The organism is Pseudoalteromonas sp. SCSIO 43095 (assembly GCF_023650455.1).
In the GTDB taxonomy this organism is placed as follows: Bacteria; Pseudomonadota; Gammaproteobacteria; order Enterobacterales; family Alteromonadaceae; genus Pseudoalteromonas; species Pseudoalteromonas tetraodonis.
This window is the reverse complement of the sequence record NZ_CP087995.1, coordinates 2,607,217-2,632,500: the sequence shown is the minus strand read 5'-3', so window position 1 is coordinate 2,632,500 and position 25,284 is coordinate 2,607,217. Positions and strand designations below refer to the sequence as shown.

The following is a 25,284-nucleotide window of genomic DNA, read 5'->3' as shown; positions in this document are numbered from 1 at the left end:
TAGAAGCAGCCATCCTTTAAAGAAAGCGTAATAGCTCACTGGTCGAGTCGGTCTGCGCGGAAGATGTAACGGGGCTAAACTATGCACCGAAGCTGCGGATTCAAAATTTATTTTGAGTGGTAGGGGAGCGTTCTGTAAGCCGTTGAAGGTGAACCGGGAGGTTTGCTGGAGGTATCAGAAGTGCGAATGCTGACATGAGTAACGATAATGCGGGTGAAAAACCCGCACGCCGGAAGACCAAGGGTTCCTATCCCATGTTAATCAGGGTAGGGTAAGTCGACCCCTAAGGCGAGGCCGAAAGGCGTAGTCGATGGGAAACGGATTAATATTTCCGTACTTGGTATAATTGCGATGGGGGGACGGAGCAGGCTAAGCAAGCATGGCGATGGTAGTCCATGTGAAAGTGTGTAGGCTAGTGACTTAGGTAAATCCGGGTTGCTGTTAGGCTGAGACACGAGACGAGTCACCAAGGTGACGAAGTTGCTGATGCCATACTTCCAGGAAAAGCCTCTAAGCTTCAGATTATACCGAATCGTACCCCAAACCGACACAGGTGGTCAGGTAGAGAATACTAAGGCGCTTGAGAGAACTCGGGTGAAGGAACTAGGCAAAATCGTACCGTAACTTCGGGAGAAGGTACGCTCCTATCTGTGATGAGACTTGCTCTCTAAGCGGACGGGAGCCGCAGTGACCAGGTGGCTGGGACTGTTTATTAAAAACACAGCACTGTGCAAAATCGCAAGATGACGTATACGGTGTGACACCTGCCCGGTGCCGGAAGGTTAATTGATGGGGTTATCTTCGGAGAAGCTCTTGATCGAAGCCCCGGTAAACGGCGGCCGTAACTATAACGGTCCTAAGGTAGCGAAATTCCTTGTCGGGTAAGTTCCGACCTGCACGAATGGTGTAACCATGGCCACGCTGTCTCCACCCGAGACTCAGTGAAATTGAAATCGCAGTGAAGATGCTGTGTACCCGCGGCTAGACGGAAAGACCCCGTGAACCTTTACTACAGCTTGGCACTGAACATTGAACCTACATGTGTAGGATAGGTGGGAGACTTAGAAGCAGAGACGCTAGTTTTTGTGGAGTCGTCCTTGAAATACCACCCTTGTAGTTTTGATGTTCTAACGTTGGCCCCTGAATCGGGGTTACGGACAGTGCCTGGTGGGTAGTTTGACTGGGGCGGTCTCCTCCCAAAGAGTAACGGAGGAGCACGAAGGTTGGCTAAGTACGGTCGGACATCGTACGGTTAGTGTAATGGTAGAAGCCAGCTTAACTGCGAGACAGACACGTCGAGCAGGTACGAAAGTAGGTCATAGTGATCCGGTGGTTCTGAATGGAAGGGCCATCGCTCAACGGATAAAAGGTACTCCGGGGATAACAGGCTGATACCGCCCAAGAGTTCATATCGACGGCGGTGTTTGGCACCTCGATGTCGGCTCATCACATCCTGGGGCTGAAGTCGGTCCCAAGGGTATGGCTGTTCGCCATTTAAAGTGGTACGCGAGCTGGGTTTAGAACGTCGTGAGACAGTTCGGTCCCTATCTGCCGTGGGCGTTTGAGAATTGAGAGGGGTTGCTCCTAGTACGAGAGGACCGGAGTGAACGAACCGCTGGTGTTCGGGTTGTCATGCCAATGGCATTGCCCGGTAGCTACGTTCGGAACTGATAAGCGCTGAAAGCATCTAAGCGCGAAGCAGGCCTCGAGATGAGTTCTCACTAGACTTTTAAAGTCTCTGAAGGGCCGTTGAAGACGACAACGTTGATAGGCAAGATGTGGAAGTGGTGTGAGCCATTAAGCTAACTTGTACTAATTACCCGTGAGGCTTAACCATACAACGCCAAACGCGTTTTATGCGACAGTTTAAGCAAGAAGTTAATAGACTAAAGTAGATTACTGAAAACTTTATTATCAGAATTCCAAATTTATGAGGTGGCTCTTAGCGCGTAGCGTTAACATTGAGGCACCTTGCGCAAAGGAAATGTAAGCACTACGTGCTTTGTCATTAATCCTTTGCACCAAATTTGCTTGGTGACAATAGCGTTTTGGACCCACCTGACCCCATGCCGAACTCAGTAGTGAAACGAAACAGCGCCGATGATAGTGTAGCATTTGCTATGTGAAAGTAGGACATTACCAGGCTCCAAATAAGAGAAACCCGTTACAGTAATGTAGCGGGTTTTTTTACGTCTGCAGGAAAGTAAAAGCGCAGGTGAAAGGTAAAGGGCATCAGGTAAAAGGAAAAGAATAAGCGCCTAATGCCGACTCTATACATTTGCTATGTGGCTCTCTACCGCTGTGGGCACCACGACATTCTACTGCGTTGTCGCTACGAAGTAGCGCACAGACTCCAAATACAAGAAAGCCCGATTCAAAAGAGTCGGGCTTTTTTATGTCTGGAATAAAGTGAAAATGCAGCTGAAAGGTAAAAGGCATCAGGTAAAAGTAAAAGAATAAGCGCCTAAAGACTACTCTAACGCTGTGGACGACACTACGATACCTTGCAATAGAAGGCCTGAGAATAAAGGCATTATGAAAATATATTCGTTTGGGGTAATACCAATCCGCAATAATACTCAATCATTTTGCGGGGCTAAACGTGTCGCTATCTGTGTTAAAAAATTCTCATTTAGAACAACTAAATAGCGAATTTTTTGCCTAGCTATCAACCCGTTTTTCCTGCCTCAAAATAGACCGCTTAATTAAGCGAATTGGTATAAGCCTGGATGATGAAGTGAAAAGTAAAGTTTAAAAACCGACTATGCTTGTGCGTAGTTTGATTTATTACCTAACCAGCGGTGAATAAGTGGGTCTATATGCTGAGGATATTGCTTAAGCATTTGTTGTGCGATGGGCCTTACTTGATTGAGTGTTTGTTTATCGCGTGTTAAATCAGCGATTTTGAATTCGGCTAAACCGGTTTGTTTAGTTCCAAGTACTTCACCTGGGCCGCGTATTTCTAAATCACGTTCTGCTATAACAAAGCCATCGTTACTGTCGCGCAGTACTCCTAATCGCTTCTGTGCAGTATGAGAAAGTGGTGCATGGTATAAAAGAACGCAATGCGATGCGGTTGCTCCACGTCCTACACGGCCTCGTAATTGGTGAAGCTGTGCTAAACCTAAGCGCTCTGGGTTTTCAATGATAATTAGGCTCGCATTGGGGACATCAACACCGACCTCGATTACGGTTGTTGCGACTAGTACATGAATGTTTCCCGCTTTAAACTCACTCATAATGGCTTGCTTTTCAGTGGCTTTCATTCTCCCATTGACTAAACCAATATTAAGTTCAGGTAAGGCTTCTTTTAATTGTAAAGCGCTGTCTTCAGCTGCTTGGCATTGTAATACTTCAGACTCGTCTATAAGAGTACATACCCAGTAAACTTGTCGACCTTGTTCATTACAGGCAAGTTTCACTCGACTAATGATGTCATCTCTGCGGGTATCAGGGATGGCAACAGTGGTAATAGGAGTTCGCCCAGGTGGTAATTCGTCAATCACAGAGGTTTCTAAATCTGCATAAGCAGTCATCGCGAGCGTACGTGGTATAGGTGTTGCTGTCATTACTAGTTGATGTGGGTAACAATCACCAAAGCGCCCTTTTTCACGCAGTGATAAACGTTGATGAACCCCAAAGCGATGTTGCTCATCAATAATGATAAGTACGAGATTGTTAAATTTTACTTCATCTTGAAATAAAGCATGGGTACCTACAATCATCTGCGCTTCACCAGAGGCGATCATAGCAAGGGTATTAACTCGCTCTTTTCCTTTTGTTTTACCGCCTAGCCAAGCAACCGTTATTCCAAGGCTTTCAAACCAGTTGGAAAAGTTGATTCCGTGTTGCTCTGATAATATCTCTGTTGGCGCCATTAATGCGACCTGATAGCCTTGTGCTATCGCAGTTAAAGCGCTCAGGGCTGCGACTAATGTTTTACCAGAGCCAACATCCCCTTGGACAAGTCGCATCATAGGGTAAGCGTGCTGCATGTCTGTTTTAATTTCTGATACTACACGGCTTTGTGCATTGGTTGGCGCAAAGGGTAATTGTGCTAGAAATTGCGCTTCTAATGGATTAGTGGGCTCAAGGGCAATAGCTTTAACTTGTTGCCCTTGCTCTCTTACTTTTAAGAGGCTGAGATTTTGAGCCAACAACTCTTCAAAAACGAGCCGTTGTTGTGCTGGGTGAGTCCCTTGTTCAAGCGCAATGATATCAACATCATTAGGGGGGCGATGCAATAGCAATAACGCATCACTTAACGGTAGTTGCGATGGTTGCCATTGTTGAGGTAGTAGCTCTTCTACTGCGTATTTTTGAAGCAATTCTATTGCCTGTTCACTCAACGCCCTGATAGAGAGTTGCTTTAACCCCTCGGTTGTTGAATAGACTGGCGTAAGTGTTGATGATGTTGGTTGCTGTTCAAAAGTGTCGCTAATACTGTATTCAGGATGACTCATTTCAAAGCCAACACGTCCGCGACGTATTTCGCCAAAACAGCGAATTATTTTACCCGCGCTAAATGCGTTTTTTTGTGCTGCGGTAAAATTAAAAAATCGTAGAGTTAACCTACCTGTCCCATCATTTATTTGGCAAACCAGCATACGCCTTTTACCAAAGGTAATTTGGCTTGTTTCAATGGTTGCTTGAACCGTTACATGGCTATGTGCGGTAAGCTCACTAATAGCATAAATACGCGTTCTGTCTTCATACCTTAGCGGTAAATGAAAAAGCATATCTTGCACTGTGGTAATGCCTAGCTTTAAAAGTCGTTCAGCCATTTTAGGGCCTACGCCTTTAAGTTCTGTGATTGGGTATTGGCTTAAGCTAGGTTTAGACAAAGTAGGCTCAATTATTGTTATTTAGTGAGTTAAGTGTACTTATACACTGTATATGCATCAAGTATGTTTTAATGCCTGCCAAAACTGTTCATCCGCAACGATTTCGCCATGCTCATCAAGTGCGGGATAAGGTAAGTTCTTTTGCTTACACTGCCTTGCAATAATTGGGTGGCAGCCTTCAAAATACATTGGGTGTTTTATTTCTTCACTCAGCATATTTCTATCATATAACCCAGCTAACTCACGTTGACGTTGTGCTTCGAATAAGATTAATGCTGCTGCAACGGATACATTTAACGATTGCACCATGCCTTGCATTGGAATAATAATGTTTTGATCTGCATATTCGAGCGCTTTTTCTGAGATCCCCGTTTTTTCTTGGCCGACAATAATTGCAGTGGGTTTAGTGTAATCAATTTCTCTAAAATCGACGGCATCTTCACTTAAATGAGTTGCCAAAATTTGTACATCGGGGTTATGAGCACGGATACTGGCTGCGGCATCATCTATATTTCTGTGAAGGTGTGTGTCTAACCAGTTCTTACTGCCACCTGAGGTATTATTGGTTAGCCACTTTTGCTTTTCTGGCCAGACTGCATGCACATGATGGCAACCAACAGCATCGGCCGTTCTGACTATGGCAGATAAGTTATGGTGTTTATGTACGTCTTCTAAACACACGGTAAGATCGGTTTGACGACGTGAAAGTACACTTTCAATTCTTTGATAACGAGTTTGCTGCATGGGAGTCCTCTTTTTCGGCAAATTATACGAGATTTTTCACCTTAAGGCACCACTGTTCGGCTAATCGGGTTTTGTAATGAGATCAGGGTTTCGGTTGACTGAATAGCTTCTATTGCTTGTATTTTATTGATCAATACATCTTGTAGATGATCGATCGATCGAGTCATTACTTTAATAAAAATACTGTAATTACCGGTGGTGTAATACGCTTCAACAACCTCTTCTAATGATTCAAGCTTAATCAGAGTTTGTGGGTAGTCTCTGGCATTATTTAAATTAATGCCGATAAAACAACATACATCGTAGCCAAGCTGTTTGGTATTAATGGTTAATTGGGTACCTGTAATGACCCCCGCTTGTTTCATTTTTTCAATCCGCACATGAATTGTTCCTGCACTGACACCGAAACGCTTTGCTAATTCAGCATAGGGTGTACGTGCATTATCCATTAATGCATGCAGAATCTGTTTGTCTAGATTATCGATTTGATAATTTTCCATAGGTTTAGTTGCTTTGTATTGTTGTATTTAATGTTTTTATACCATTTTTTTAATGATTTTAATATCGTAAAGCTATTTTTGTTATGGGTTATTGAATTAAACCGTTTAATTGTTACGATAACCATATTGAAGCGCTACTAAGCGCTGAGTCGCCAATACAATAACTGGGAATGAGGCCAATTATTATGAGTTCACACTATGTGCAGCAGCAGCAGCAAATAAGTAAAGTTAAACAGTTTTTTTCACAGCAATTAGAGCAAAAATTAGGCTTAATTGAGGTGCAGGCACCTATTTTAGCTAAGGTAGGTGACGGTACTCAGGATAACTTAAGTGGACACGAGAACGCTGTTGCGGTGAATGTTAAAGCCATTACAGATAGCCGTTACGAAGTTGTGCATTCGTTAGCAAAGTGGAAACGAAAAACCTTGGGTGAGTATGGTTTCTCTAAAGGTGAAGGAATTTACACACAAATGAAAGCGTTGCGACCTGATGAAGATTCACTAAGCCCAATCCATTCTGTGTATGTTGATCAGTGGGACTGGGAACAAGTTATTTGTGAAAGTACGCAGCGTTGTTTATCTACTTTGAAGCAAACGGTTGAAACTATTTACCAAGGTATTAAAGCCACTGAGAAATATGTTAGTGACAGCTTTGGTTTAACACCATTTTTACCTACAGAGATTACTTTTGTACATAGTGAAGCATTACGTAAAATGTACCCAGATTTCACAGCCAAGCAGCGTGAAAAGGCGATTACTCAAGAATATGGCGCTGTATTTTTAATTGGTATTGGGGGAGCATTGAGTGATGGCAAAATTCATGATGTGAGAGCGCCAGATTACGACGATTGGTCAACCCCGACATGCGAGCAGTACATGGGATTAAATGGTGATATTTTAGTATGGAACCCAGTGCTTGAAGACGCTTTCGAAATCTCATCGATGGGAATTCGTGTAAGCCCTGAAGTATTGCAAACTCAATTAAGTATTACGGGAGATGAAGACCGTTTAGAGTTTGACTGGCATAAGGCATTACTAGAAAGTAAGCTTCCACAGACAATTGGCGGTGGTATTGGTCAATCTCGTTTAGCGATGCTGTTATTACAAAAACAACATATAGGGCAAGTGCAGGTAGGTGTGTGGCCAGCGCAAACCTATACAAGTGTAGACGGTTTACTATAAAAAGTTGGGGCTGTTACTAACAGCCCCTTATTATTAAGTTTTAAATTCAATTTCTATTTTGTTATTTTCTAACTTAACACTACTCGGTGGGAAGTTACGGGTCGTTTTAAGCAGTTTATTGAAGATATGGATCTCTACACCCGAATGTAAAACGCCATTCACAGTTAACATGGCTTCATCGAGTAACGTATTCAGTTTTTGCTCTAAACCTGCTACTTGCTTTTCTAATTGTGCTGCTTGCTGACTAAGGTGTAGCTGCGTGGTGCCAATTTTATTTATGAGTTCATTTTTTTTATCTGCATCTTTAATTAAATCTGCTTTTTCTAAAGCCGCTTGTAAACTATCAACTTGTTCATTTGTTGCTGTTAGTTCACTAAAAGATTTATCAATCTCTTTAGTCATTTCATTGGCTGAAGCCGCTAAATTAATTACCATTTTAGCGCCAGATTCATTACCTATCTCGCCAGCAATCAGTTTAGTGGCATCTAGAATTTCACCCCCAAATAGCTTTCCTTTAGACAACTCGGATTGACCAATTTGTATTGTACTCTTTGCTTTCATTGAGCTGTGGCTAGCTTGACGGTCAAGCAGAATGTTTTTAGCTTCAATGTAACAATATTGAGAGTGTGAGGCATGGAAATCGCCTGCGCATATTATTTTACAAGACAGTGATTTATCTTCAGGCTTTTGATGGCCAATTACCCCTTGTTTTACAGTTATATCGCCTCCTGCGGTTAATTCGCCAGATTCAACCGTACCAAAAACGGTAATGTCGCCCGTTGCATTAATACGCATACCTGGCTCTACATTTTTACTCACTATCACACTGCCTTCAAAGTCGATATGCCCTGTTTTTACCGACACATCGTTGACAGTAAAAATATCGTCAACACGCATGCCATTATTTATTTCAACCGGCACGCCAGCAATCGTAGAGAGTAATTCCATCGGATTATTTTTTGAGATTTCAGTGCCCTCACCTGCAATTAGAGTATGAACCTGTCCGGGTTTTGCAGGTAATACATCGCCTAACACGGTAAACCCTTCTTGGCCTGGTGTAGCGGGTTGTTGCTGTATTAGTAACTCACCTGGTTTTACACTTGCTAACTTACCAAAGTCGCGCATATCTACACTGCCATCTTCTTTTAATTTAGGGGCTTTTAGACGATCTTTAAGTGTTTGAACCATTGCGTTAAATTTAGTTGGTTTACCGTCTATAGGTAAGCGCCCTTTGGCGAGTGGACCACTGACTATGGAGCCAGATGGGAGTTCAGATTGCTTTTGTAAAAGTTGCTCTAAAAATGCTTGCTTATAACCTCTCGCAACGTGCGCTTTAACTAATTCTTTTTTAGCTTCATCAAAACTCAGTGTTGCTCCCCCTTTAGCAAGAGTGAGCGTGCCCGTGGCTAGCATTTTATCATCACTTATCTTCACGCTTAAGGTGGCATCACGACGTGTTGCAACAACTAATATACGTTCAGGTGTTGCACTGCTGAAATAGTTATTTATGGCGTCATGATTGATTTCACACTCGCTGTAAGGCGATTGTTCAATTGCTTCAATGATAAAAGCAGCACTGGCGGGTGCAGATTTACTCGTATCGAGCAATACATTGCCATTTTTAGCAAGCTTAAACACAAGTCATCCTTTTCTACTACTAAAGTAAGGTTTAATTAAATAACGTGATTACAGAGTGCTAGAATTTTAGTTTTGAGTCAAGAATTCATCAAAGTGTAGTTACAGATTGGAATATAAGCTATGAGCGGCGCTCATAGCTTATAGAGGTTAGTTTGTTGAAGGAAGTTCCATAATGCCGTCTATTTCTACTTGTACACCTTTAGGTAGTGCACGAACGCCAATAGCAGCGCGAGCAGGATAAGGTTGTTTAAAATATTGGCTCATTACTTCGTTAACAATGGCAAAATTTGAAAGATCAGTAAGGTAAATATTTACTTTTACTAAATCTTGAATGGTGCCGCCAGCTTCTTCACAAACCGCACAAATATTTTTAAATACTTGGTGTGTTTGCTCGCTAAAGTCTTCAGATATAACGTCCATTGTTTCAGGGACAAGTGGAATTTGGCCAGATAAATAAACCGCTGTACCCACTTTCACTGCTTGGCTGTATGTGCCAATCGCTGCAGGTGCTTTATCCGTTGATATAAATGCTTTATTCATGATGTTCCTATTTTATTTTTTACGATAGACTTTTTGTACATCCGGCATCACACGTATACGACGCATGATATTAGCGACGTGGATACGGTTTTTAACTGTTATCCCTAAGTCTATCACGTATAAATTACTTTCTTTTTCATCGGTAGCTATTTCTACAATATTGGCCTGTGTCGTTGCGACCACATTGGTTAATTTAGCCAGCGCACCTTGGTGGTTAATAATTTCTACCCGTAAAGCCGCAATGTATTCTTTTTCTGGATTATCATCCCATTTTACGACAAGGTATTTCGAACGATCATTTTCCCAGCCACGAATGTTCTTACACTCTTGGCGATGAACCGTTAAACCTTTACCCTGGCTGACATGGGCTGTAATAGCGTCTCCAGGCACTGGACGACAACATTTAGAATAATTAACTAACATACCTTCAGTGCCAATAATGGTTGCTTTTGCACGTTTAGCAATATCGTTTAAGTCATCGTTATCGTTTTGTAATAAGCGTTTGGCAATCAGCATGCTCATTAAATTACCTGAGCCAATTTCTACAAGTAGCTCTAAGGTTGAAGAGAGTTCATGCTCCTCAAGCACTCGCGTAATATTTTCAGCTGGCAGGTTATCAAACTTGTTCTCACCTAGGGCTGAATCAAGTAAGCGACGACCTAATAATAATGCTTCTTCATGCTGTTGGCTTTTAAGGTAGTTACGTACGCCCAGTCGCGCTTTACCAGTAACAATAAAGTTAAGCCATGTTGCGTTAGGATGAGCGCCTGAGCTAGTAATAATTTCTATTGTTTGCCCAGTATCAATGGCTTTACTTAAAGGGTAAGGCTTACGATTAACGCGTGCGCCTACACAAGTATTACCAACATCAGTATGAACGGCATAAGCAAAATCGACCGCAGTCGCGCCCATTGGCAGTTCAACGATGCGACCATCAGGAGTAAACACGTAAATTTCTTCAGGGAAGAGTTCGGTTTTAACGTTTTCAACAAACTCAAATGATGATCCCGCACTTTGCTGTAACTCTAGTAAGCTTTGCATCCATTGGCGAGCACGCTGCTGCGCAGTGTGGCCAGCATTGTCGCCAGACTTTTTATACATCCAGTGAGCCGCGACTCCTTTGTCTGCCATGTGATCCATATCGTGAGTACGGATTTGAATTTCAACAGGAATACCATGCGGGCCAACCAAAGAAGTATGAAGTGATTGATAGCCATTAGTTTTTGGTACAGCAATATAATCTTTAAAGCGGGTTTCAATTGGCTTATATAAGTTATGAGCTACACCAAGTACGCGATAACAGGTGTCCATAGAATCCACCGCAATACGAAAAGCGTAAATATCCATGACTTCGTTAAACAGTAACTCTTTGTTAAGCATTTTTTTATAAATACTGTATAGATGCTTTTCACGGCCTGATACGGTGGCCTTTATGCCTGATTCTTCAAGGCGTGCTTCAATTTCTGTTTGAATATTTGAAATAACTTCTTTGCGATTTCCACGCGCTTTAGCCACTTGCGATTTAAGTGCACGATGACGCATTGGATACAGCGCTTGAAAACCTAAGTCTTCTAGCTCATTTTTTATATCGTGAATACCTAAACGATTAGCAATCGGCGCATAAATTTCTAGAGTTTCGCGAGCAATACGGCGACGTTTATCAGGGCGAAGTGCGCCTAATGTTCGCATGTTATGCGTTCTATCAGCCAACTTGATTAAAATAACCCGAATATCTTGGGTCATTGCCATAATCATTTTTCGATAGTTTTCAGCTTGAAACTCTTTTTTATCTTTAAAGCTTAACTTATCAAGCTTGCTCACACCTTCAACGAGTTCAGCCACCGTTTCACCAAATATTTCAGCTAAATCCTGTTGGCTAAAATCAGTATCTTCAATCACATCGTGCATCAATGCTGCCATGAGCGTTTCATGGTCAAGGTGCATGCTAGCTAATATTTGAGTGACTTCAACGGGGTGAGTAATATAAGGTTCGCCACTTGAGCGAGTTTGACCTTCATGGGCCTCTCGGGCTACCACATAAGCTTTTTGAACTAGCTCAACATCGTCTGCTGGCAAGTATTTTGAGATTTTCTTTTTAAGACCTTCAAAAAGATACATTCACACTCCAATGTTCTCGTGAAGCAAATAAGTTAGGATAAGTTACGAATATACGATGAAAACAAAGGATTGCCAACGGCTATAGTTGAAATACTATGCCGTTAGCTAAATCAAACCGGGCGGTTGATTATTGGTTGCCACCAACAATGGCAGCAACAGCAGCTAGTTCTGCCGCTTCTTGGTGTTGTTGTTCTTCACGGTCAATAACATCCATTGAAGAATTATCAACTAAACCAAGTTCGATTTCACGTAAAGCAACAACTGTTGGCTTATCGTTCTCAGGATCTACCAGTGGATCTTTACCACCAACAGCAATTTGGCGGGCACGACGGGCCGCAACTAAAATTAAGTCAAAACGATTACCAATTGCATCTACTGCATCTTCAACTGTTACGCGAGCCATCTTAGCACTCCAAAATAATTTAAAAGCAAAGGCGTAGTTTACTGCACGCAGCAAGTTTCGCCAATAGCCAGTGGTTAATTTTTATCTATTTTAAGGCATGAACCGAAAATTAATCATAATTTAGATTATTTAAGTAGCTCATTAATTAAAGTTTGATGACGCGTGGTTTGCGCTTTTAGCGTTAATCGCTGTGCAATAACAACACTTTCTATCTCACTTAAAGCAGTATCAAAATCATTATTCACAACAACAAAGTCATACTCATCGTAATGAGAGGTTTCTGATTGAGCTTGTGCCATACGCCCGGCAATAATTTCAGCTGAATCTTGGCCACGGTTATTTAAACGTTGCTCTAACTCTTGCTTTGACGGCGGTAAAATAAAGATAGTTTTTACGTCATCCATTATTTTTCGAACTTGGCGAGCGCCTTGCCAATCAATATCTAAAAACACATCAATGCCAGCGGCTAACTGTGATTCAATGGCTTGTTTAGAAGTACCGTAATAATTATCAAATACTTGCGCCCATTCAAAAAAGTCATCTTTGGCAATTAGTGCCTTAAACTCATCAACCGATACAAAATGGTAGTGTTCTGCATCGTTTTCACCAGGGCGCGGTGCGCGGGTAGTGTGCGATACCGATACTTTCATATCAGCATGCTTTTTTAGTAATGCATTTATTAAGCTCGATTTACCCGCCCCAGAAGGCGCAGATAAAATAAATAAGTTTCCGCGAGAGTGTGCCATTATTTTCTCTATCTAAAAATAAACAGGCTCGAACTATAAACAGCTCAAGCCTTCAATTATTATATTGTACTTTATTTAGCTAATTATGCTCAAGTGAGTGGTAAAGCCAAAAAAGTTACTCAATGTTCTGAATTTGCTCACGCATTTGCTCAATCAATACTTTTAGCTCTACCGCTGCATTGGTGATGTCACTGTTGATTGACTTAGAGGCGAGGGTGTTTGCTTCACGATTAAACTCTTGCATCATAAAATCTAAACGACGACCACAAGCACCACCTTTACTCAGGATTTTGCGTGTTTCTTTAACGTGCGACTTTAAACGATCTAGCTCTTCAGCAACATCTTGCTTTTGTGCAAGGTAAATCAGTTCTTGCTCAAGGCGTGACTCATCAATATTTGTTGTTAAATCTTCAAGTTTTTGTACTAACTTTTCACGTTGCCATTTAGTAATTTCTGGCATGTGTGCTTCAACGATATCAACTTGTTCTAAAATAGCGGTTAATCGTGTAGCTATCATTTCTTCAAGGTTTGCACCTTCATCACCACGTGCAGATTTAAAGTCTTCAATTACTTGGTCAAGGCCAGTAATGAGTGCCGTATTTACACTATCCATATCAATTTCTTGTGCTTCCATAACACCAGGCCAACGTAAAATATCCACAGGGTTAATGTCACCACTGCTTTGTTGCTGAACCCACTTAGCACTATTAATTAACTGCTCCGCCAGCGACTGATTAATTGATAATTCACCAACATGTGCGGGATTTGCGACAAACTTTAAGAAGACCTCTACCTTACCACGCTGTAAGTGCTTACGCAGACGCTCGCGAATAACGGGCTCCATGCCACGAAATTGCTCTGGTGCACGAATAAATGTTTCAAGGTAACGTTGGTTTACTGAACGAATTTCCCACGTGCCAGTGCCCCATTCGCCTTTAATTTCGCGGCGCGCATAAGCTGTCATGCTGTGGATCATGGATGATTTCCTACATTTTTAAATACAAAGTTGACTGATTATACCGAATCAGCTTTTAACCTCTAGCGTAAATTTTCTGAAATGTGCTTTTCTGATGCAGTTAATTATGTAAATGAACATGGCATCTGGCACCACATCGACTTATAATGTGGCAAATTCAGAATTAAGGGGATCGTTAATGCGTCCAAGCGAAAGAACACCTAATCAAATTAGACCGGTTACATTCACACGTAATTACACTATGCATGCTGAAGGTTCAGTATTAGTAGAGTTTGGAAATACTAAAGTTTTGTGTACAGCAACTGTTGAAGCTGGTGTACCACGCTTTATGAAAGGCCAAGGTAAAGGTTGGGTTACGGCTGAATACGGTATGTTACCTCGTTCAACACATACTCGTAATGGCCGTGAAGCATCGCGCGGTAAGCAGGGCGGTCGTACTATGGAAATTCAACGCTTAATCGCACGTGCACTTCGTGCCGCGGTTGATTTAAAAGCGTTAGGTGAAAACACCATTACTATCGATTGTGATGTTATTCAAGCTGATGGCGGTACACGTACAGCATCAATTAGTGGTGCATGTGTCGCACTCGTTGATGCACTTACTTACATGCGTGCAAAAGGGATGATTAATTCAAATCCACTTAAGCATATGATCGCGGCTATTTCAGTTGGTATATATAAAGGCCAAGCGATTAGCGATTTAGAATACCTTGAAGACTCAGCTGCAGAAACCGATATGAATGTAATTTTAACTGAAACAGGTAAAATTATTGAAGTACAAGGGACTGCTGAAGGCGAGCCTTTCTCGTTTGACGAACTTGATGAGCTACTTACACTCGCTAAGCACTCAATTCGTGAAATTATAGATGTACAAAAACAAGCACTAGCATAAATAGGTAATCAGCGATGAAAGAATATCAAAAAGAGTTTATTGAATTTGCTTTAGAAAAGCAGGTATTAAAGTTTGGTGAATTTACCTTAAAATCTGGCCGTACAAGTCCATACTTTTTTAATGCAGGCCTTTTTAATACAGGACGTGATTTAGCACGTTTAGGCCGTTTTTATGCAGCGGCACTTGAAGATGCAGCAATTGAATATGATGTACTATTTGGTCCCGCTTATAAAGGTATTCCAATTGCAACAACTACCGCAGTTGCGTTAGCTGATCATTACAACAAAGATGTGCCTTACTGCTTTAACCGTAAAGAGAAAAAAGCACACGGTGAAGGTGGCAGCTTAGTAGGTTCTGAGCTTAAAGGTAAGATAATGCTAGTTGATGATGTGATCACTGCAGGTACTGCAATTCGCGAATCTATGGAAATTATTGCTGAAAATGGCGCAGATTTAAGTGGTGTTTTAATCGCACTTGATCGCCAAGAAAAAGGTAAAGCTGAGCTTTCAGCAATACAAGAAGTAGAGCGTGATTTTAATACTCAAGTAACTTCTATTGTTAAATTGGCTGATCTAATTAGTTACCTTGAAAATCAAGGAACCATGGATGAGCATTTAGCGGCAGTAAAAGCATACCGAGATCAATACGGTGTAGCATAAGTAAGAGCCTCGCAAAAGCGGGGCTTTATTTTGTTTAAAATTTAGCAGAACTCGCACGAATAGTTAAAGCGAGTTAATTCTCATAGTCGAGTGATTAAATCCAACTATAGCCATAAAAGCATTAGCAGATCGTATAAGTACAGAGATTAAGGTTCCATCGGATCAAGCTAAAGATATAAGATCTGCAGCGGTTACTCTCCTATTGGTGATCATGATGATCATTCTTTCACACATTTAAGGGCTACCTCACAGTTAAACGCTTAAATACCGCGTTTATTGTTAATAAATTGATAGTTATGTTGTGTTTTTAGCATCTATCGTTCAAATATCCAGCGAACAGTCATTTATTTCAGGTTTTCTTCAAAAAAGGGTTGATCTGTTTTCGGATCTCCCTATAATGCGACCCCACTGAGACGGCAGAGGGCAACGCATAGCGAGGCACGAGCTAATCAGTGAGTTGAGTAAAACTTAGTTTCGAAAACTTTCAAGTTTAACAAAATTAAGTGTTGACAAAAAAATAGGAAAGCGTAATATGCGCAGCCCTAGCGAGATAAAGTTAAACGCTTTAATCGCAACGTTCTTTAACAATATAAAGCAATCATCTGTGTGGGCACTCGTACAGATTGAGTTCTAACAGCCAAGCTACTTAGGTAGTGAGGCAAACAAATTTAGAGTCTCAATTAAAACTGAGTGACCAACAGAATAATTACTTAGGTAGTTATTCAGCACAGTCAATTCAATATCGAAAGATATTAAATAAATTCAGAATTCATTGAGCTGTCGAAAGACAAAAAACTTTTTAATTGAAGAGTTTGATCATGGCTCAGATTGAACGCTGGCGGCAGGCCTAACACATGCAAGTCGAGCGGAAACGAAGAGTAGCTTGCTACTCTGGCGTCGAGCGGCGGACGGGTGAGTAATGCTTGGGAACATGCCTTGAGGTGGGGGACAACAGTTGGAAACGACTGCTAATACCGCATAATGTCTACGGACCAAAGGGGGCTTCGGCTCTCGCCTTTAGATTGGCCCAAGTGGGATTAGCTAGTTGGTGAGGTAATGGCTCACCAAGGCGACGATCCCTAGCTGGTTTGAGAGGATGATCAGCCACACTGGGACTGAGACACGGCCCAGACTCCTACGGGAGGCAGCAGTGGGGAATATTGCACAATGGGCGCAAGCCTGATGCAGCCATGCCGCGTGTGTGAAGAAGGCCTTCGGGTTGTAAAGCACTTTCAGTCAGGAGGAAAGGTTAGTAGTTAATACCTGCTAGCTGTGACGTTACTGACAGAAGAAGCACCGGCTAACTCCGTGCCAGCAGCCGCGGTAATACGGAGGGTGCGAGCGTTAATCGGAATTACTGGGCGTAAAGCGTACGCAGGCGGTTTGTTAAGCGAGATGTGAAAGCCCCGGGCTCAACCTGGGAACTGCATTTCGAACTGGCAAACTAGAGTGTGATAGAGGGTGGTAGAATTTCAGGTGTAGCGGTGAAATGCGTAGAGATCTGAAGGAATACCGATGGCGAAGGCAGCCACCTGGGTCAACACTGACGCTCATGTACGAAAGCGTGGGGAGCAAACAGGATTAGATACCCTGGTAGTCCACGCCGTAAACGATGTCTACTAGAAGCTCGGAACCTCGGTTCTGTTTTTCAAAGCTAACGCATTAAGTAGACCGCCTGGGGAGTACGGCCGCAAGGTTAAAACTCAAATGAATTGACGGGGGCCCGCACAAGCGGTGGAGCATGTGGTTTAATTCGATGCAACGCGAAGAACCTTACCTACACTTGACATACAGAGAACTTACCAGAGATGGTTTGGTGCCTTCGGGAACTCTGATACAGGTGCTGCATGGCTGTCGTCAGCTCGTGTTGTGAGATGTTGGGTTAAGTCCCGCAACGAGCGCAACCCCTATCCTTAGTTGCTAGCAGGTAATGCTGAGAACTCTAAGGAGACTGCCGGTGATAAACCGGAGGAAGGTGGGGACGACGTCAAGTCATCATGGCCCTTACGTGTAGGGCTACACACGTGCTACAATGGCGCATACAGAGTGCTGCGAACTCGCGAGGGTAAGCGAATCACTTAAAGTGCGTCGTAGTCCGGATTGGAGTCTGCAACTCGACTCCATGAAGTCGGAATCGCTAGTAATCGCGTATCAGAATGACGCGGTGAATACGTTCCCGGGCCTTGTACACACCGCCCGTCACACCATGGGAGTGGGTTGCTCCAGAAGTAGATAGTCTAACCCTCGGGAGGACGTTTACCACGGAGTGATTCATGACTGGGGTGAAGTCGTAACAAGGTAGCCCTAGGGGAACCTGGGGCTGGATCACCTCCTTATACGATTTAGAACTTATTTGTTCGTAGTGTCCACACAGATGATTGTTAGTTAGTTTGCTCTTTGAGTTTACTAATTAATATGCTCTTTAAAAATTTGGAAAAGCTGATAATAAAATTCGTATAAATAACAATGTTATTTGTACAGAGTTTTCAAAAGTAAAAAAAAATGATAGCAGTATCATTCAGTGCCAATTTAATCATTCGTGATTAATTGGTATCTACTTTAGTATTCAATATTAACTTCTGGCGAAGTTAAACTGTCACAAAACAAAGACCCGTTTGGGTTGTATGGTTAAGTGACTAAGCGTACACGGTGGATGCCTTGGCAGTTGGAGGCGATGAAGGACGTATTAACTTGCGATAAGCCTAGTCAAGCTAGTAAAAAGCACTTGAGACTAGGATTTCCGAATGGGGAAACCCACCTGCTTGCAGGTATCGTTAACTGAATACATAGGTTAACGAGGCGAACGCGGAGAACTGAAACATCTAAGTACCCGTAGGAAAAGAAATCAACCGAGATTCCGAGAGTAGCGGCGAGCGAAATCGGAACAGCCCTTAAGCTTATTATGTGTTAATGGAAGGCTCTGGAAAGTGCCACGATACAGGGTGATAGTCCCGTACATGAAAACGCATTTTAAGTGAAATCGAGTAGGTCGGAGCACGTGAAACTTTGACTGAATATAGGTGGACCATCATCTAAGGCTAAATACTCCCAACTGACCGATAGTGAACCAGTACCGTGAGGGAAAGGCGAAAAGAACCCCTGTGAGGGGAGTGAAATAGAACCTGAAACCGTGTACGTACAAGCAGTAGGAGCAGACTTGTTCTGTGACTGCGTACCTTTTGTATAATGGGTCAGCGACTTATATTTTGTAGCGAGGTTAACCGATTAGGGTAGCCGTAGGGAAACCGAGTCTTAACTGGGCGAATAGTTGCAAGGTATAGACCCGAAACCCGGTGATCTAGCCATGGGCAGGTTGAAGGTTGAGTAACATCAACTGGAGGACCGAACCCACTAACGTTGAAAAGTTAGGGGATGACCTGTGGTTAGGAGTGAAAGGCTAATCAAACCGGGAGATAGCTGGTTCTCCCCGAAATCTATTTAGGTAGAGCCTCGGACGAATACTTACGGGGGTAGAGCACTGTTAAGGCTAGGGGGTCATCCCGACTTACCAACCCTTTGCAAACTCCGAATACCGTAAAGTACTATCCGGGAGACACACGGCGGGTGCTAACGTCCGTCGTGAAGAGGGAAACAACCCAGACCGCCAGCTAAGGTCCCAAAGTCATAGTTAAGTGGGAAACGATGTGGAAAGGCCCAGACAGCCAGGAGGTTGGCTTAGAAGCAGCCATCCTTTAAAGAAAGCGTAATAGCTCACTGGTCGAGTCGGTCTGCGCGGAAGATGTAACGGGGCTAAACTATGCACCGAAGCTGCGGATTCAAAATTTATTTTGAGTGGTAGGGGAGCGTTCTGTAAGCCGTTGAAGGTGAACCGGGAGGTTTGCTGGAGGTATCAGAAGTGCGAATGCTGACATGAGTAACGATAATGCGGGTGAAAAACCCGCACGCCGGAAGACCAAGGGTTCCTATCCCATGTTAATCAGGGTAGGGTAAGTCGACCCCTAAGGCGAGGCCGAAAGGCGTAGTCGATGGGAAACGGATTAATATTTCCGTACTTGGTATAATTGCGATGGGGGGACGGAGCAGGCTAAGCAAGCATGGCGATGGTAGTCCATGTGAAAGTGTGTAGGCTAGTGACTTAGGTAAATCCGGGTTGCTGTTAGGCTGAGACACGAGACGAGTCACTACGGTGATGAAGTTGCTGATGCCATACTTCCAGGAAAAGCCTCTAAGCTTCAGATTATACCGAATCGTACCCCAAACCGACACAGGTGGTCAGGTAGAGAATACTAAGGCGCTTGAGAGAACTCGGGTGAAGGAACTAGGCAAAATCGTACCGTAACTTCGGGAGAAGGTACGCTCCTATCTGTGATGAGACTTGCTCTCTAAGCGGACGGGAGCCGCAGTGACCAGGTGGCTGGGACTGTTTATTAAAAACACAGCACTGTGCAAAATCGCAAGATGACGTATACGGTGTGACACCTGCCCGGTGCCGGAAGGTTAATTGATGGGGTTATCTTCGGAGAAGCTCTTGATCGAAGCCCCGGTAAACGGCGGCCGTAACTATAACGGTCCTAAGGTAGCGAAATTCCTTGTCGGGTAAGTTCCGACCTGCACGAATGGTGTAACCATGGCCACGCTGTCTCCACCCGAGACTCAGTGAAATTGAAATCGCAGTGAAGATGCTGTGTACCCGCGGCTAGACGGAAAGACCCCGTGAACCTTTACTACAGCTTGGCACTGAACATTGAACCTACATGTGTAGGATAGGTGGGAGACTTAGAAGCAGAGACGCTAGTTTTTGTGGAGTCGTCCTTGAAATACCACCCTTGTAGTTTTGATGTTCTAACGTTGGCCCCTGAATCGGGGTTACGGACAGTGCCTGGTGGGTAGTTTGACTGGGGCGGTCTCCTCCCAAAGAGTAACGGAGGAGCACGAAGGTTGGCTAAGTACGGTCGGACATCGTACGGTTAGTGTAATGGTAGAAGCCAGCTTAACTGCGAGACAGACACGTCGAGCAGGTACGAAAGTAGGTCATAGTGATCCGGTGGTTCTGAATGGAAGGGCCATCGCTCAACGGATAAAAGGTACTCCGGGGATAACAGGCTGATACCGCCCAAGAGTTCATATCGACGGCGGTGTTTGGCACCTCGATGTCGGCTCATCACATCCTGGGGCTGAAGTCGGTCCCAAGGGTATGGCTGTTCGCCATTTAAAGTGGTACGCGAGCTGGGTTTAGAACGTCGTGAGACAGTTCGGTCCCTATCTGCCGTGGGCGTTTGAGAATTGAGAGGGGTTGCTCCTAGTACGAGAGGACCGGAGTGAACGAACCGCTGGTGTTCGGGTTGTCATGCCAATGGCATTGCCCGGTAGCTACGTTCGGAACTGATAAGCGCTGAAAGCATCTAAGCGCGAAGCAGGCCTCGAGATGAGTTCTCACTAGACTTTTAAAGTCTCTGAAGGGCCGTTGAAGACGACAACGTTGATAGGCAAGATGTGGAAGTGGTGTGAGCCATTAAGCTAACTTGTACTAATTACCCGTGAGGCTTAACCATACAACGCCAAACGCGTTTTATGCGACAGTTTAAGCAAGAAGTTAATAGACTAAAGTAGATTACTGAAAACTTTATTATCAGAATTCCAAATTTATGAGGTGACTCTTAGCGCGTAGCGTTAACATTGAGGCACCTTGCGCAAAGGAAATGTAAGCACTACGTGCTTTGTCATTAATCCTTTGCACCATATTTGCTTGGTGACAATAGCGTTTTGGACCCACCTGACCCCATGCCGAACTCAGTAGTGAAACGAAACAGCGCCGATGATAGTGTAGCATTTGCTATGTGAAAGTAGGACATTACCAGGCTCCAAATTGAGAAAGCCCGACTAGCAATAGTCGGGCTTTTTTACGTCTGCAGGAAAGTAAAAACGCAGGTGAAAGGTAAAAGGCATCAGGTGAAAGGAAAATAATAAGCGCCTAATGCCGACTCTATACATTTGCTATGTGGCTCTCTACCGCTGTGGGCACCACGACACTCTACTGCGTTGTCGCTACGAAGTAGCGCACCGACTCCAAATTAAAGAAAGCCCGACTAGCAATCGTCGGGCTTTTTTATGTCTGCAGGAAAGTAAAAACGCAGGTGAAAGGTAAAAGGCATCAGGTAAAAGTAAAAGAATAAGCGCCTAAAGACTACTCTAACGCTGTGGACGACATTACGATACCTTGCAATAGAAGGCCTGAGAATAAAGGCATTATGAAAATATATTCGTTTGGGGTAATACCAATCCGCAATAATACTCAATCATTTTGCGGAGCTAAACGTGCCGCTACCTGTGTTAAAAAATTCTCATTTAGAACAACTGAATAGCGAATTTTTTGCCTAGCTATTACCCCGTTTTTTCTGCCTCAAAATAGACCGCTTAATTAAGCGAATTGGTATAAATTGGTAATAAATACTCAAATAAGGGGGTTGCGCCCTTATTCTGATTGATACATTTCTGGTCTTACTTGAAAAAAAACCAATGAGCCCAAAGTCTACTTAATCAACACTTATTTTTATAGAGCCTATCATGTCGTTATTACCTTCGTCTTCCAGCGTTAAGCAATTCGTATATTTAGCACAGCAAATAAGAGAGTATGAGGGTAATGCTGCAAAAGCCAGTGGTTGTGATCTGTTTACCCTAATGGAACGAGCGGGGCATGCCGCATTTTTAAATTGGAAATCATTCAACGCACAGCAGACTCTAGTGCTCGTAGGGAGTGGCAATAACGCAGGAGATGGCTATATTACGGCTAGCCTTATTAAGCAAGCCGATAGACATGTCGTGGTGTGTGTCGTAGATGAAAATAAAGAATTAACCGGTGATGCTGCAAAAGCACAAAAGCGCTGGATTGATGCCGGTGGTAAAATTTGTAACTTTAGCGCTGATGCACTCGATGAGTGTGATGTAATCATTGATGCATTACTGGGCACTGGTCTTGAAAATACGGTACGCGATAATATTGCCACTATAATTAAAGCGGCGAATGAAAGCACTAAACCAATACTCAGTATTGATGTGCCATCAGGTATAAATGCTGATACAGGCCAACCTTTAGGTATTGCAATTAAAGCTACTAAAACAATTACTTTTGTAGGGGTAAAACAAGGGTTAACAACGGCTGCGGGTAAACAGTATGTTGGTGAACTTATCTTTGATGACTTGGCTATTGGCGAGTCATTCGTAGAATTAGCAAGCCCTTCGGGTAAGCTTATTAATATCAATAGTTTTAAAGGCTTGGGTCCACGTGCTTTGAATAGTCATAAAGGTAGTTATGGAAAATTACTGTGTATTGGTGGGAATCAAGGAACGGCAGGTGCGATCAGGTTAACAAGCGAGGCAGCGCTTAGAGCTGGTGCTGGGATGGTCAGAGTGTATACCCATGAAAGCTCAATTATGCCAGTCAGTTTTGGCCGACCAGAGCTTATGGTAAGTGGTAATAACTTGCAACATGCATTGGGGTGGGCAAGCTGTGCTGTTATTGGCCCAGGCCTTGGACAAGACGAATGGGCGCAAAATACCTTCAATCAAGTCATTGAGTATTGTACACGTAATAATATGCCTTTAGTTATTGATGCTGATGCACTTAATTTACTCGCTAAACAAGCTTCACCGAAAATACCCACGCGGTGTGTACTTACCCCGCATCCGGGCGAAGCCTCTCGATTATTAAAGGTGTCGACTGGGGAGATAGAGTCTGATCGGTTCAGCTATGTTCAACAATGTGCTAAACGTTACTCAGCAGTTTGTGTTTTAAAAGGCGCAGGAACTTTAATAGCCGATGGTAAGCATACTTGGGTTTGTGAAGAAGGAAGCCCTGCGCTTGCTGTTGGCGGTAGCGGTGATGTTCTTTCTGGTATTGTAGGGGCATTACTTGCTCAAGGGTTAGATTGTGCTGAGGCAACTTGCTATGGTGTTACACTGCATGCTAAAGCGGGTGATATTGCTGGGCAAAAAAATGGAGAGCGAGGCATGCTACCTAGCGATCTGTTTTGTATAGTAAGGCGGTTAATTAATACTATAAAACCATAAGATAAAAGCATTAGTATTAATTTTGTTCTTTTTTTGATAAATCCATTAACCTTCTTATACTTAGTTAGCGCTGTTTGATTGTAACTAAGGTTAAAGATGTTAATACAGAAAAAAATGTATGCGGGAATTAACCGTAATTATGCAATGGGTAATAACGCCAATTATAAAAAATGAAGCTATTTCTGCAGCTAAGTTACAGGCTAAAGTAATAGGTGAATCATTTGCTAAGGATTTAGGAAAAAGTGCAGCATTAACTAAAGCTTATCTGTTGTTGCTCAAACACTTCCCCTTGATAAAGATCAATTTATTAAAAATTTGGCACCGTTAATTGCTAGTGGTTCAGGCATTGCCGGTGGTGGAATATGGCCAGAGCCAAATATGTTAGATGCATAAGCACAAAGGGCATCTTTGTTTTGGGCTAAGGGCGATAATGGTCAATACACTTTATTAGATGACTACAACCAAGCTGATAGCAGTCCATATCAACAAGATAGCTAACGCTCAACCAGGCGTATGTGTTTGGTCTGAGGCTTATATTGATGCAGTCTCGAATGTGCCTATGGTAACTTGTTCTGTTAAAATTGAGCGTAATAATCAGTTTTGGGGAGTCGCTACTTTAGATATAGAGCTTTCTCATATTGAAAAGTCACTTCTTGCTGAAAATCAAGCAACCGGTACCTACAGTTTTATTATTGATAGTGCGCAGCAGTTTGTTTCTATTCCTGCATTTAGAGATACGAATTTAGCCATGCTAAATTTTTCACAAGTTGTGAGTAAAGATAGCTCTTTACAGCCTTAGTTAACGCCTTGAAAAATGAAGATAGACTCGTAGCAGGGTTTAGTTCTGGTGTCATATAGGGGGATAGCTCAATTCTAGTGACATTCTCACTGCCGGAGCAAAAGTGGCGCTCCGGCGTGATAATTCCAACAGCGACTGCAAAAAAGCAGCTAATACGCTGACATACTATTTGTATGGTTCATTCATTGTACTCATTGTTATATTTATATCGGCATTATTAGTCTTTGATAAGCGATTAGTTGAGCAAATAGAGCAGACTTCGGCGCAAGTTAGGTCATTAATGCAAGGGCAAACAGATTCTAAATTACCAATATCGGGAGATGATGAAATGAGTCATCTTTGCGAAGCTATTAATGATTACGGTGATCATCTTATTAAAATTCTTGGGCTGATTAAAGAAGAGGCGGCCTCAGTAAAAAACAATGCTGAATCTATTGATAACTTGAGTAGTAATAGTCAGCAACGCGCACATGAACTAATGCAAGAAAATGAATTGTTAGCCACTGCTATCAATGAAATGTCGATAGCGGCTTCATCGGCATCAGAAGATATTGGTGGCGTTGCAGATATTACCGCTAAGTCATCAGATCTTGTAAACTCTGGATTTAATGTTATTGAACAAAACGCAAAATCTATCCAGCTGTTGTTCAATAAACTAACTGAGTCGTCCAATGCAATATCACAAATATCTGAAGATTCACAGCAGGTTGGTTCGGTATTAGATATGATTATGAATATCTCTGAGCAAACTAATTTGCTTGCGCTTAATGCTGCTATTGAGGCTGCTCGTGCTGGTGATTCTGGAAGGGGGTTTGCGGTCGTTGCAGATGAAGTTAGAACACTGGCACAAAGAACACAACAATCAGCTGGTGAGATTGAAACCATGATAAGTCAGTTACAACAAGCGGCTGCAAAAGGAGTCTGTGTTATTCAAGAATGCCGAGAGTTCTCAGAAGTGGTCAATGATCGTTCAAATACAACACGCACGCAATATGAAAATATAGTTGATGCATTTAACGACATTAAAGGGCGCTCAGCAAGTATTGCCGTAGCCACTGAAGAACAGGCTCAAGTAACCGTCAATGTTAAAAAACTAGCGGAACGGATCCGAGAAATATCAGGGCAAAATGCTGCCGATGCCGAAGACATTAGAGAAGTAAGTAAAGCCTCTAATAGTCAAGCACAAAGGCTATACGACATTAGTCAGCAGTAACTC

17 protein-coding genes and 5 rRNA genes (1 of these 22 only partly in view) are annotated in these 25,284 nt (G+C 42.9%); 13 read left to right on the top strand and 9 right to left on the bottom strand.

Translation table 11 applies throughout. The features are described 5' to 3' along the window. Together LOC50_RS12380 and rrf (LOC50_RS12375) are read left to right on the top strand one after the other, a co-directional pair. Positions 1-1,837 (top strand): 23S ribosomal RNA (locus LOC50_RS12380) (it extends 1,050 nt beyond the left edge of the window). Between the two features lie 193 nt (positions 1,838-2,030). After that, positions 2,031-2,145, top strand: a 5S ribosomal RNA gene (rrf, locus tag LOC50_RS12375). A 617-nt stretch (positions 2,146-2,762) separates the two neighbouring features. On the opposite strand, the gene recG is transcribed toward rrf (LOC50_RS12375), so the two are convergent. The 3 genes from recG to asnC are packed head-to-tail and all read right to left on the bottom strand — an operon-like array spanning position 2,763 to position 6,088. Beyond that, positions 2,763-4,844 carry an ATP-dependent DNA helicase RecG gene (gene recG, locus LOC50_RS12370; RefSeq protein ID WP_250653305.1) on the bottom strand — a complete coding sequence of 694 codons (2,082 nt, stop codon included), beginning with the start codon at positions 4,842-4,844 and terminating at the stop codon, positions 2,763-2,765. Between the two features lie 57 nt (positions 4,845-4,901). Continuing rightward, a complete protein-coding gene (gene trmH / locus LOC50_RS12365; RefSeq protein WP_058155326.1) occupies positions 4,902-5,588 on the bottom strand; it encodes a tRNA (guanosine(18)-2'-O)-methyltransferase TrmH in 687 nt (228 codons plus the stop codon). 41 nt (positions 5,589-5,629) lie between these two features. Then, positions 5,630-6,088: a transcriptional regulator AsnC gene (gene asnC, locus LOC50_RS12360; RefSeq protein WP_250653304.1), complete on the bottom strand. Its 459-nt coding sequence runs from the start codon at positions 6,086-6,088 to the stop codon at positions 5,630-5,632. Positions 6,089-6,273: 185 nt separating this feature from the next. On the opposite strand from asnC, the gene asnA reads away from it, so the two are divergent. Then, a complete protein-coding gene (gene asnA, locus LOC50_RS12355; protein ID WP_036980417.1) occupies positions 6,274-7,269 on the top strand; it encodes an aspartate--ammonia ligase in 996 nt (331 codons plus the stop codon). 33 nt (positions 7,270-7,302) lie between these two features. Here the strand turns inward: asnA and LOC50_RS12350 are convergent, their stop codons facing one another. The 6 genes from LOC50_RS12350 to LOC50_RS12325 form a co-directional block, all read right to left on the bottom strand. After that, complete coding sequence (locus LOC50_RS12350; protein WP_036980415.1) at positions 7,303-8,907, bottom strand: flagellar assembly protein A; 1,605 nt, start codon at positions 8,905-8,907, stop codon at positions 7,303-7,305. 147 nt (positions 8,908-9,054) lie between these two features. After that, complete coding sequence (gene ridA / locus LOC50_RS12345; protein ID WP_013466064.1) at positions 9,055-9,447, bottom strand: deaminase RidA; 393 nt, start codon at positions 9,445-9,447, stop codon at positions 9,055-9,057. Between the two features lie 12 nt (positions 9,448-9,459). Beyond that, positions 9,460-11,565 carry a bifunctional GTP diphosphokinase/guanosine-3',5'-bis pyrophosphate 3'-pyrophosphohydrolase gene (spoT, locus tag LOC50_RS12340; RefSeq protein ID WP_069438927.1) on the bottom strand — a complete coding sequence of 702 codons (2,106 nt, stop codon included), beginning with the start codon at positions 11,563-11,565 and terminating at the stop codon, positions 9,460-9,462. Between the two features lie 127 nt (positions 11,566-11,692). Then, a complete protein-coding gene (rpoZ, locus tag LOC50_RS12335) occupies positions 11,693-11,968 on the bottom strand; it encodes a DNA-directed RNA polymerase subunit omega (protein ID WP_008108220.1) in 276 nt (91 codons plus the stop codon). Between the two features lie 125 nt (positions 11,969-12,093). Continuing rightward, entirely contained in the window at positions 12,094-12,714 is a 621-nt protein-coding gene (gene gmk, locus LOC50_RS12330; protein WP_250653303.1) for a guanylate kinase, read from the bottom strand. Positions 12,715-12,829: 115 nt separating this feature from the next. Further along, positions 12,830-13,690 carry a YicC/YloC family endoribonuclease gene (locus tag LOC50_RS12325; protein WP_069438929.1) on the bottom strand — a complete coding sequence of 287 codons (861 nt, stop codon included), beginning with the start codon at positions 13,688-13,690 and terminating at the stop codon, positions 12,830-12,832. 178 nt (positions 13,691-13,868) lie between these two features. Between LOC50_RS12325 and rph the strand changes: the two genes are divergently transcribed. The 10 genes from rph (at position 13,869) to LOC50_RS12280 (ending at position 25,281) form a co-directional block, all read left to right on the top strand. Beyond that, complete coding sequence (gene rph, locus LOC50_RS12320) at positions 13,869-14,582, top strand: ribonuclease PH (RefSeq protein WP_036980403.1); 714 nt, start codon at positions 13,869-13,871, stop codon at positions 14,580-14,582. A gap of 14 nt (positions 14,583-14,596) precedes the next feature. After that, on the top strand, positions 14,597-15,241 hold the full coding sequence (pyrE, locus tag LOC50_RS12315; RefSeq protein WP_036980400.1) for an orotate phosphoribosyltransferase: 645 nt from the start codon (positions 14,597-14,599) through the stop codon (positions 15,239-15,241). Positions 15,242-15,347: 106 nt separating this feature from the next. Then, positions 15,348-15,479: a diacylglycerol kinase gene (locus LOC50_RS17505; protein ID WP_350309922.1), complete on the top strand. Its 132-nt coding sequence runs from the start codon at positions 15,348-15,350 to the stop codon at positions 15,477-15,479. A 562-nt stretch (positions 15,480-16,041) separates the two neighbouring features. Next, a 16S ribosomal RNA gene (locus LOC50_RS12310) occupies positions 16,042-17,577 on the top strand. Between the two features lie 290 nt (positions 17,578-17,867). Then, a 23S ribosomal RNA gene (locus LOC50_RS12305) occupies positions 17,868-20,754 on the top strand. Between the two features lie 193 nt (positions 20,755-20,947). Then, positions 20,948-21,062, top strand: a 5S ribosomal RNA gene (gene rrf, locus LOC50_RS12300). Together the 16S, 23S and 5S rRNA genes form the textbook arrangement of a ribosomal RNA operon. Before the next feature lie 704 nt (positions 21,063-21,766). Further along, the gene (locus LOC50_RS12295) at positions 21,767-23,269 is read left to right on the top strand and encodes an NAD(P)H-hydrate dehydratase (RefSeq protein ID WP_250653302.1); all 1,503 of its coding nucleotides are present in this window, start codon (positions 21,767-21,769) and stop codon (positions 23,267-23,269) included. A gap of 118 nt (positions 23,270-23,387) precedes the next feature. After that, positions 23,388-23,597, top strand: coding sequence for a hypothetical protein (locus tag LOC50_RS12290; RefSeq protein ID WP_250653301.1), 210 nt, complete (start codon positions 23,388-23,390; stop codon positions 23,595-23,597). A 231-nt stretch (positions 23,598-23,828) separates the two neighbouring features. Further along, positions 23,829-24,068: a cache domain-containing protein gene (locus LOC50_RS12285; RefSeq protein WP_250653300.1), complete on the top strand. Its 240-nt coding sequence runs from the start codon at positions 23,829-23,831 to the stop codon at positions 24,066-24,068. Between the two features lie 103 nt (positions 24,069-24,171). Beyond that, entirely contained in the window at positions 24,172-25,281 is a 1,110-nt protein-coding gene (locus LOC50_RS12280; RefSeq protein ID WP_250653299.1) for a methyl-accepting chemotaxis protein, read from the top strand. Positions 25,282-25,284 lie beyond the last annotated feature (3 nt).

What these genes read in the sequence shown, in the direction of transcription:
- trmH (WP_058155326.1), bottom strand. Translation starts at nt 5,588, where the DNA reads ATGCAGCAAACTCGTTATCAAAGAATTGAAAGTGTACTTTCACGTCGT.
- asnC (WP_250653304.1), bottom strand. Translation starts at nt 6,088, where the DNA reads ATGGAAAATTATCAAATCGATAATCTAGACAAACAGATTCTGCATGCA.
- asnA (WP_036980417.1), top strand. Translation starts at nt 6,274, where the DNA reads ATGAGTTCACACTATGTGCAGCAGCAGCAGCAAATAAGTAAAGTTAAA.
- ridA (WP_013466064.1), bottom strand. Translation starts at nt 9,447, where the DNA reads ATGAATAAAGCATTTATATCAACGGATAAAGCACCTGCAGCGATTGGC.
- spoT (WP_069438927.1), bottom strand. Translation starts at nt 11,565, where the DNA reads ATGTATCTTTTTGAAGGTCTTAAAAAGAAAATCTCAAAATACTTGCCA.
- rpoZ (WP_008108220.1), bottom strand. Translation starts at nt 11,968, where the DNA reads ATGGCTCGCGTAACAGTTGAAGATGCAGTAGATGCAATTGGTAATCGT.
- gmk (WP_250653303.1), bottom strand. Translation starts at nt 12,714, where the DNA reads ATGGCACACTCTCGCGGAAACTTATTTATTTTATCTGCGCCTTCTGGG.
- LOC50_RS12325 (WP_069438929.1), bottom strand. Translation starts at nt 13,690, where the DNA reads ATGATCCACAGCATGACAGCTTATGCGCGCCGCGAAATTAAAGGCGAA.
- rph (WP_036980403.1), top strand. Translation starts at nt 13,869, where the DNA reads ATGCGTCCAAGCGAAAGAACACCTAATCAAATTAGACCGGTTACATTC.
- pyrE (WP_036980400.1), top strand. Translation starts at nt 14,597, where the DNA reads ATGAAAGAATATCAAAAAGAGTTTATTGAATTTGCTTTAGAAAAGCAG.
- LOC50_RS12295 (WP_250653302.1), top strand. Translation starts at nt 21,767, where the DNA reads ATGTCGTTATTACCTTCGTCTTCCAGCGTTAAGCAATTCGTATATTTA.
- LOC50_RS12290 (WP_250653301.1), top strand. Translation starts at nt 23,388, where the DNA reads ATGCGGGAATTAACCGTAATTATGCAATGGGTAATAACGCCAATTATA.
- LOC50_RS12285 (WP_250653300.1), top strand. Translation starts at nt 23,829, where the DNA reads ATGGTAACTTGTTCTGTTAAAATTGAGCGTAATAATCAGTTTTGGGGA.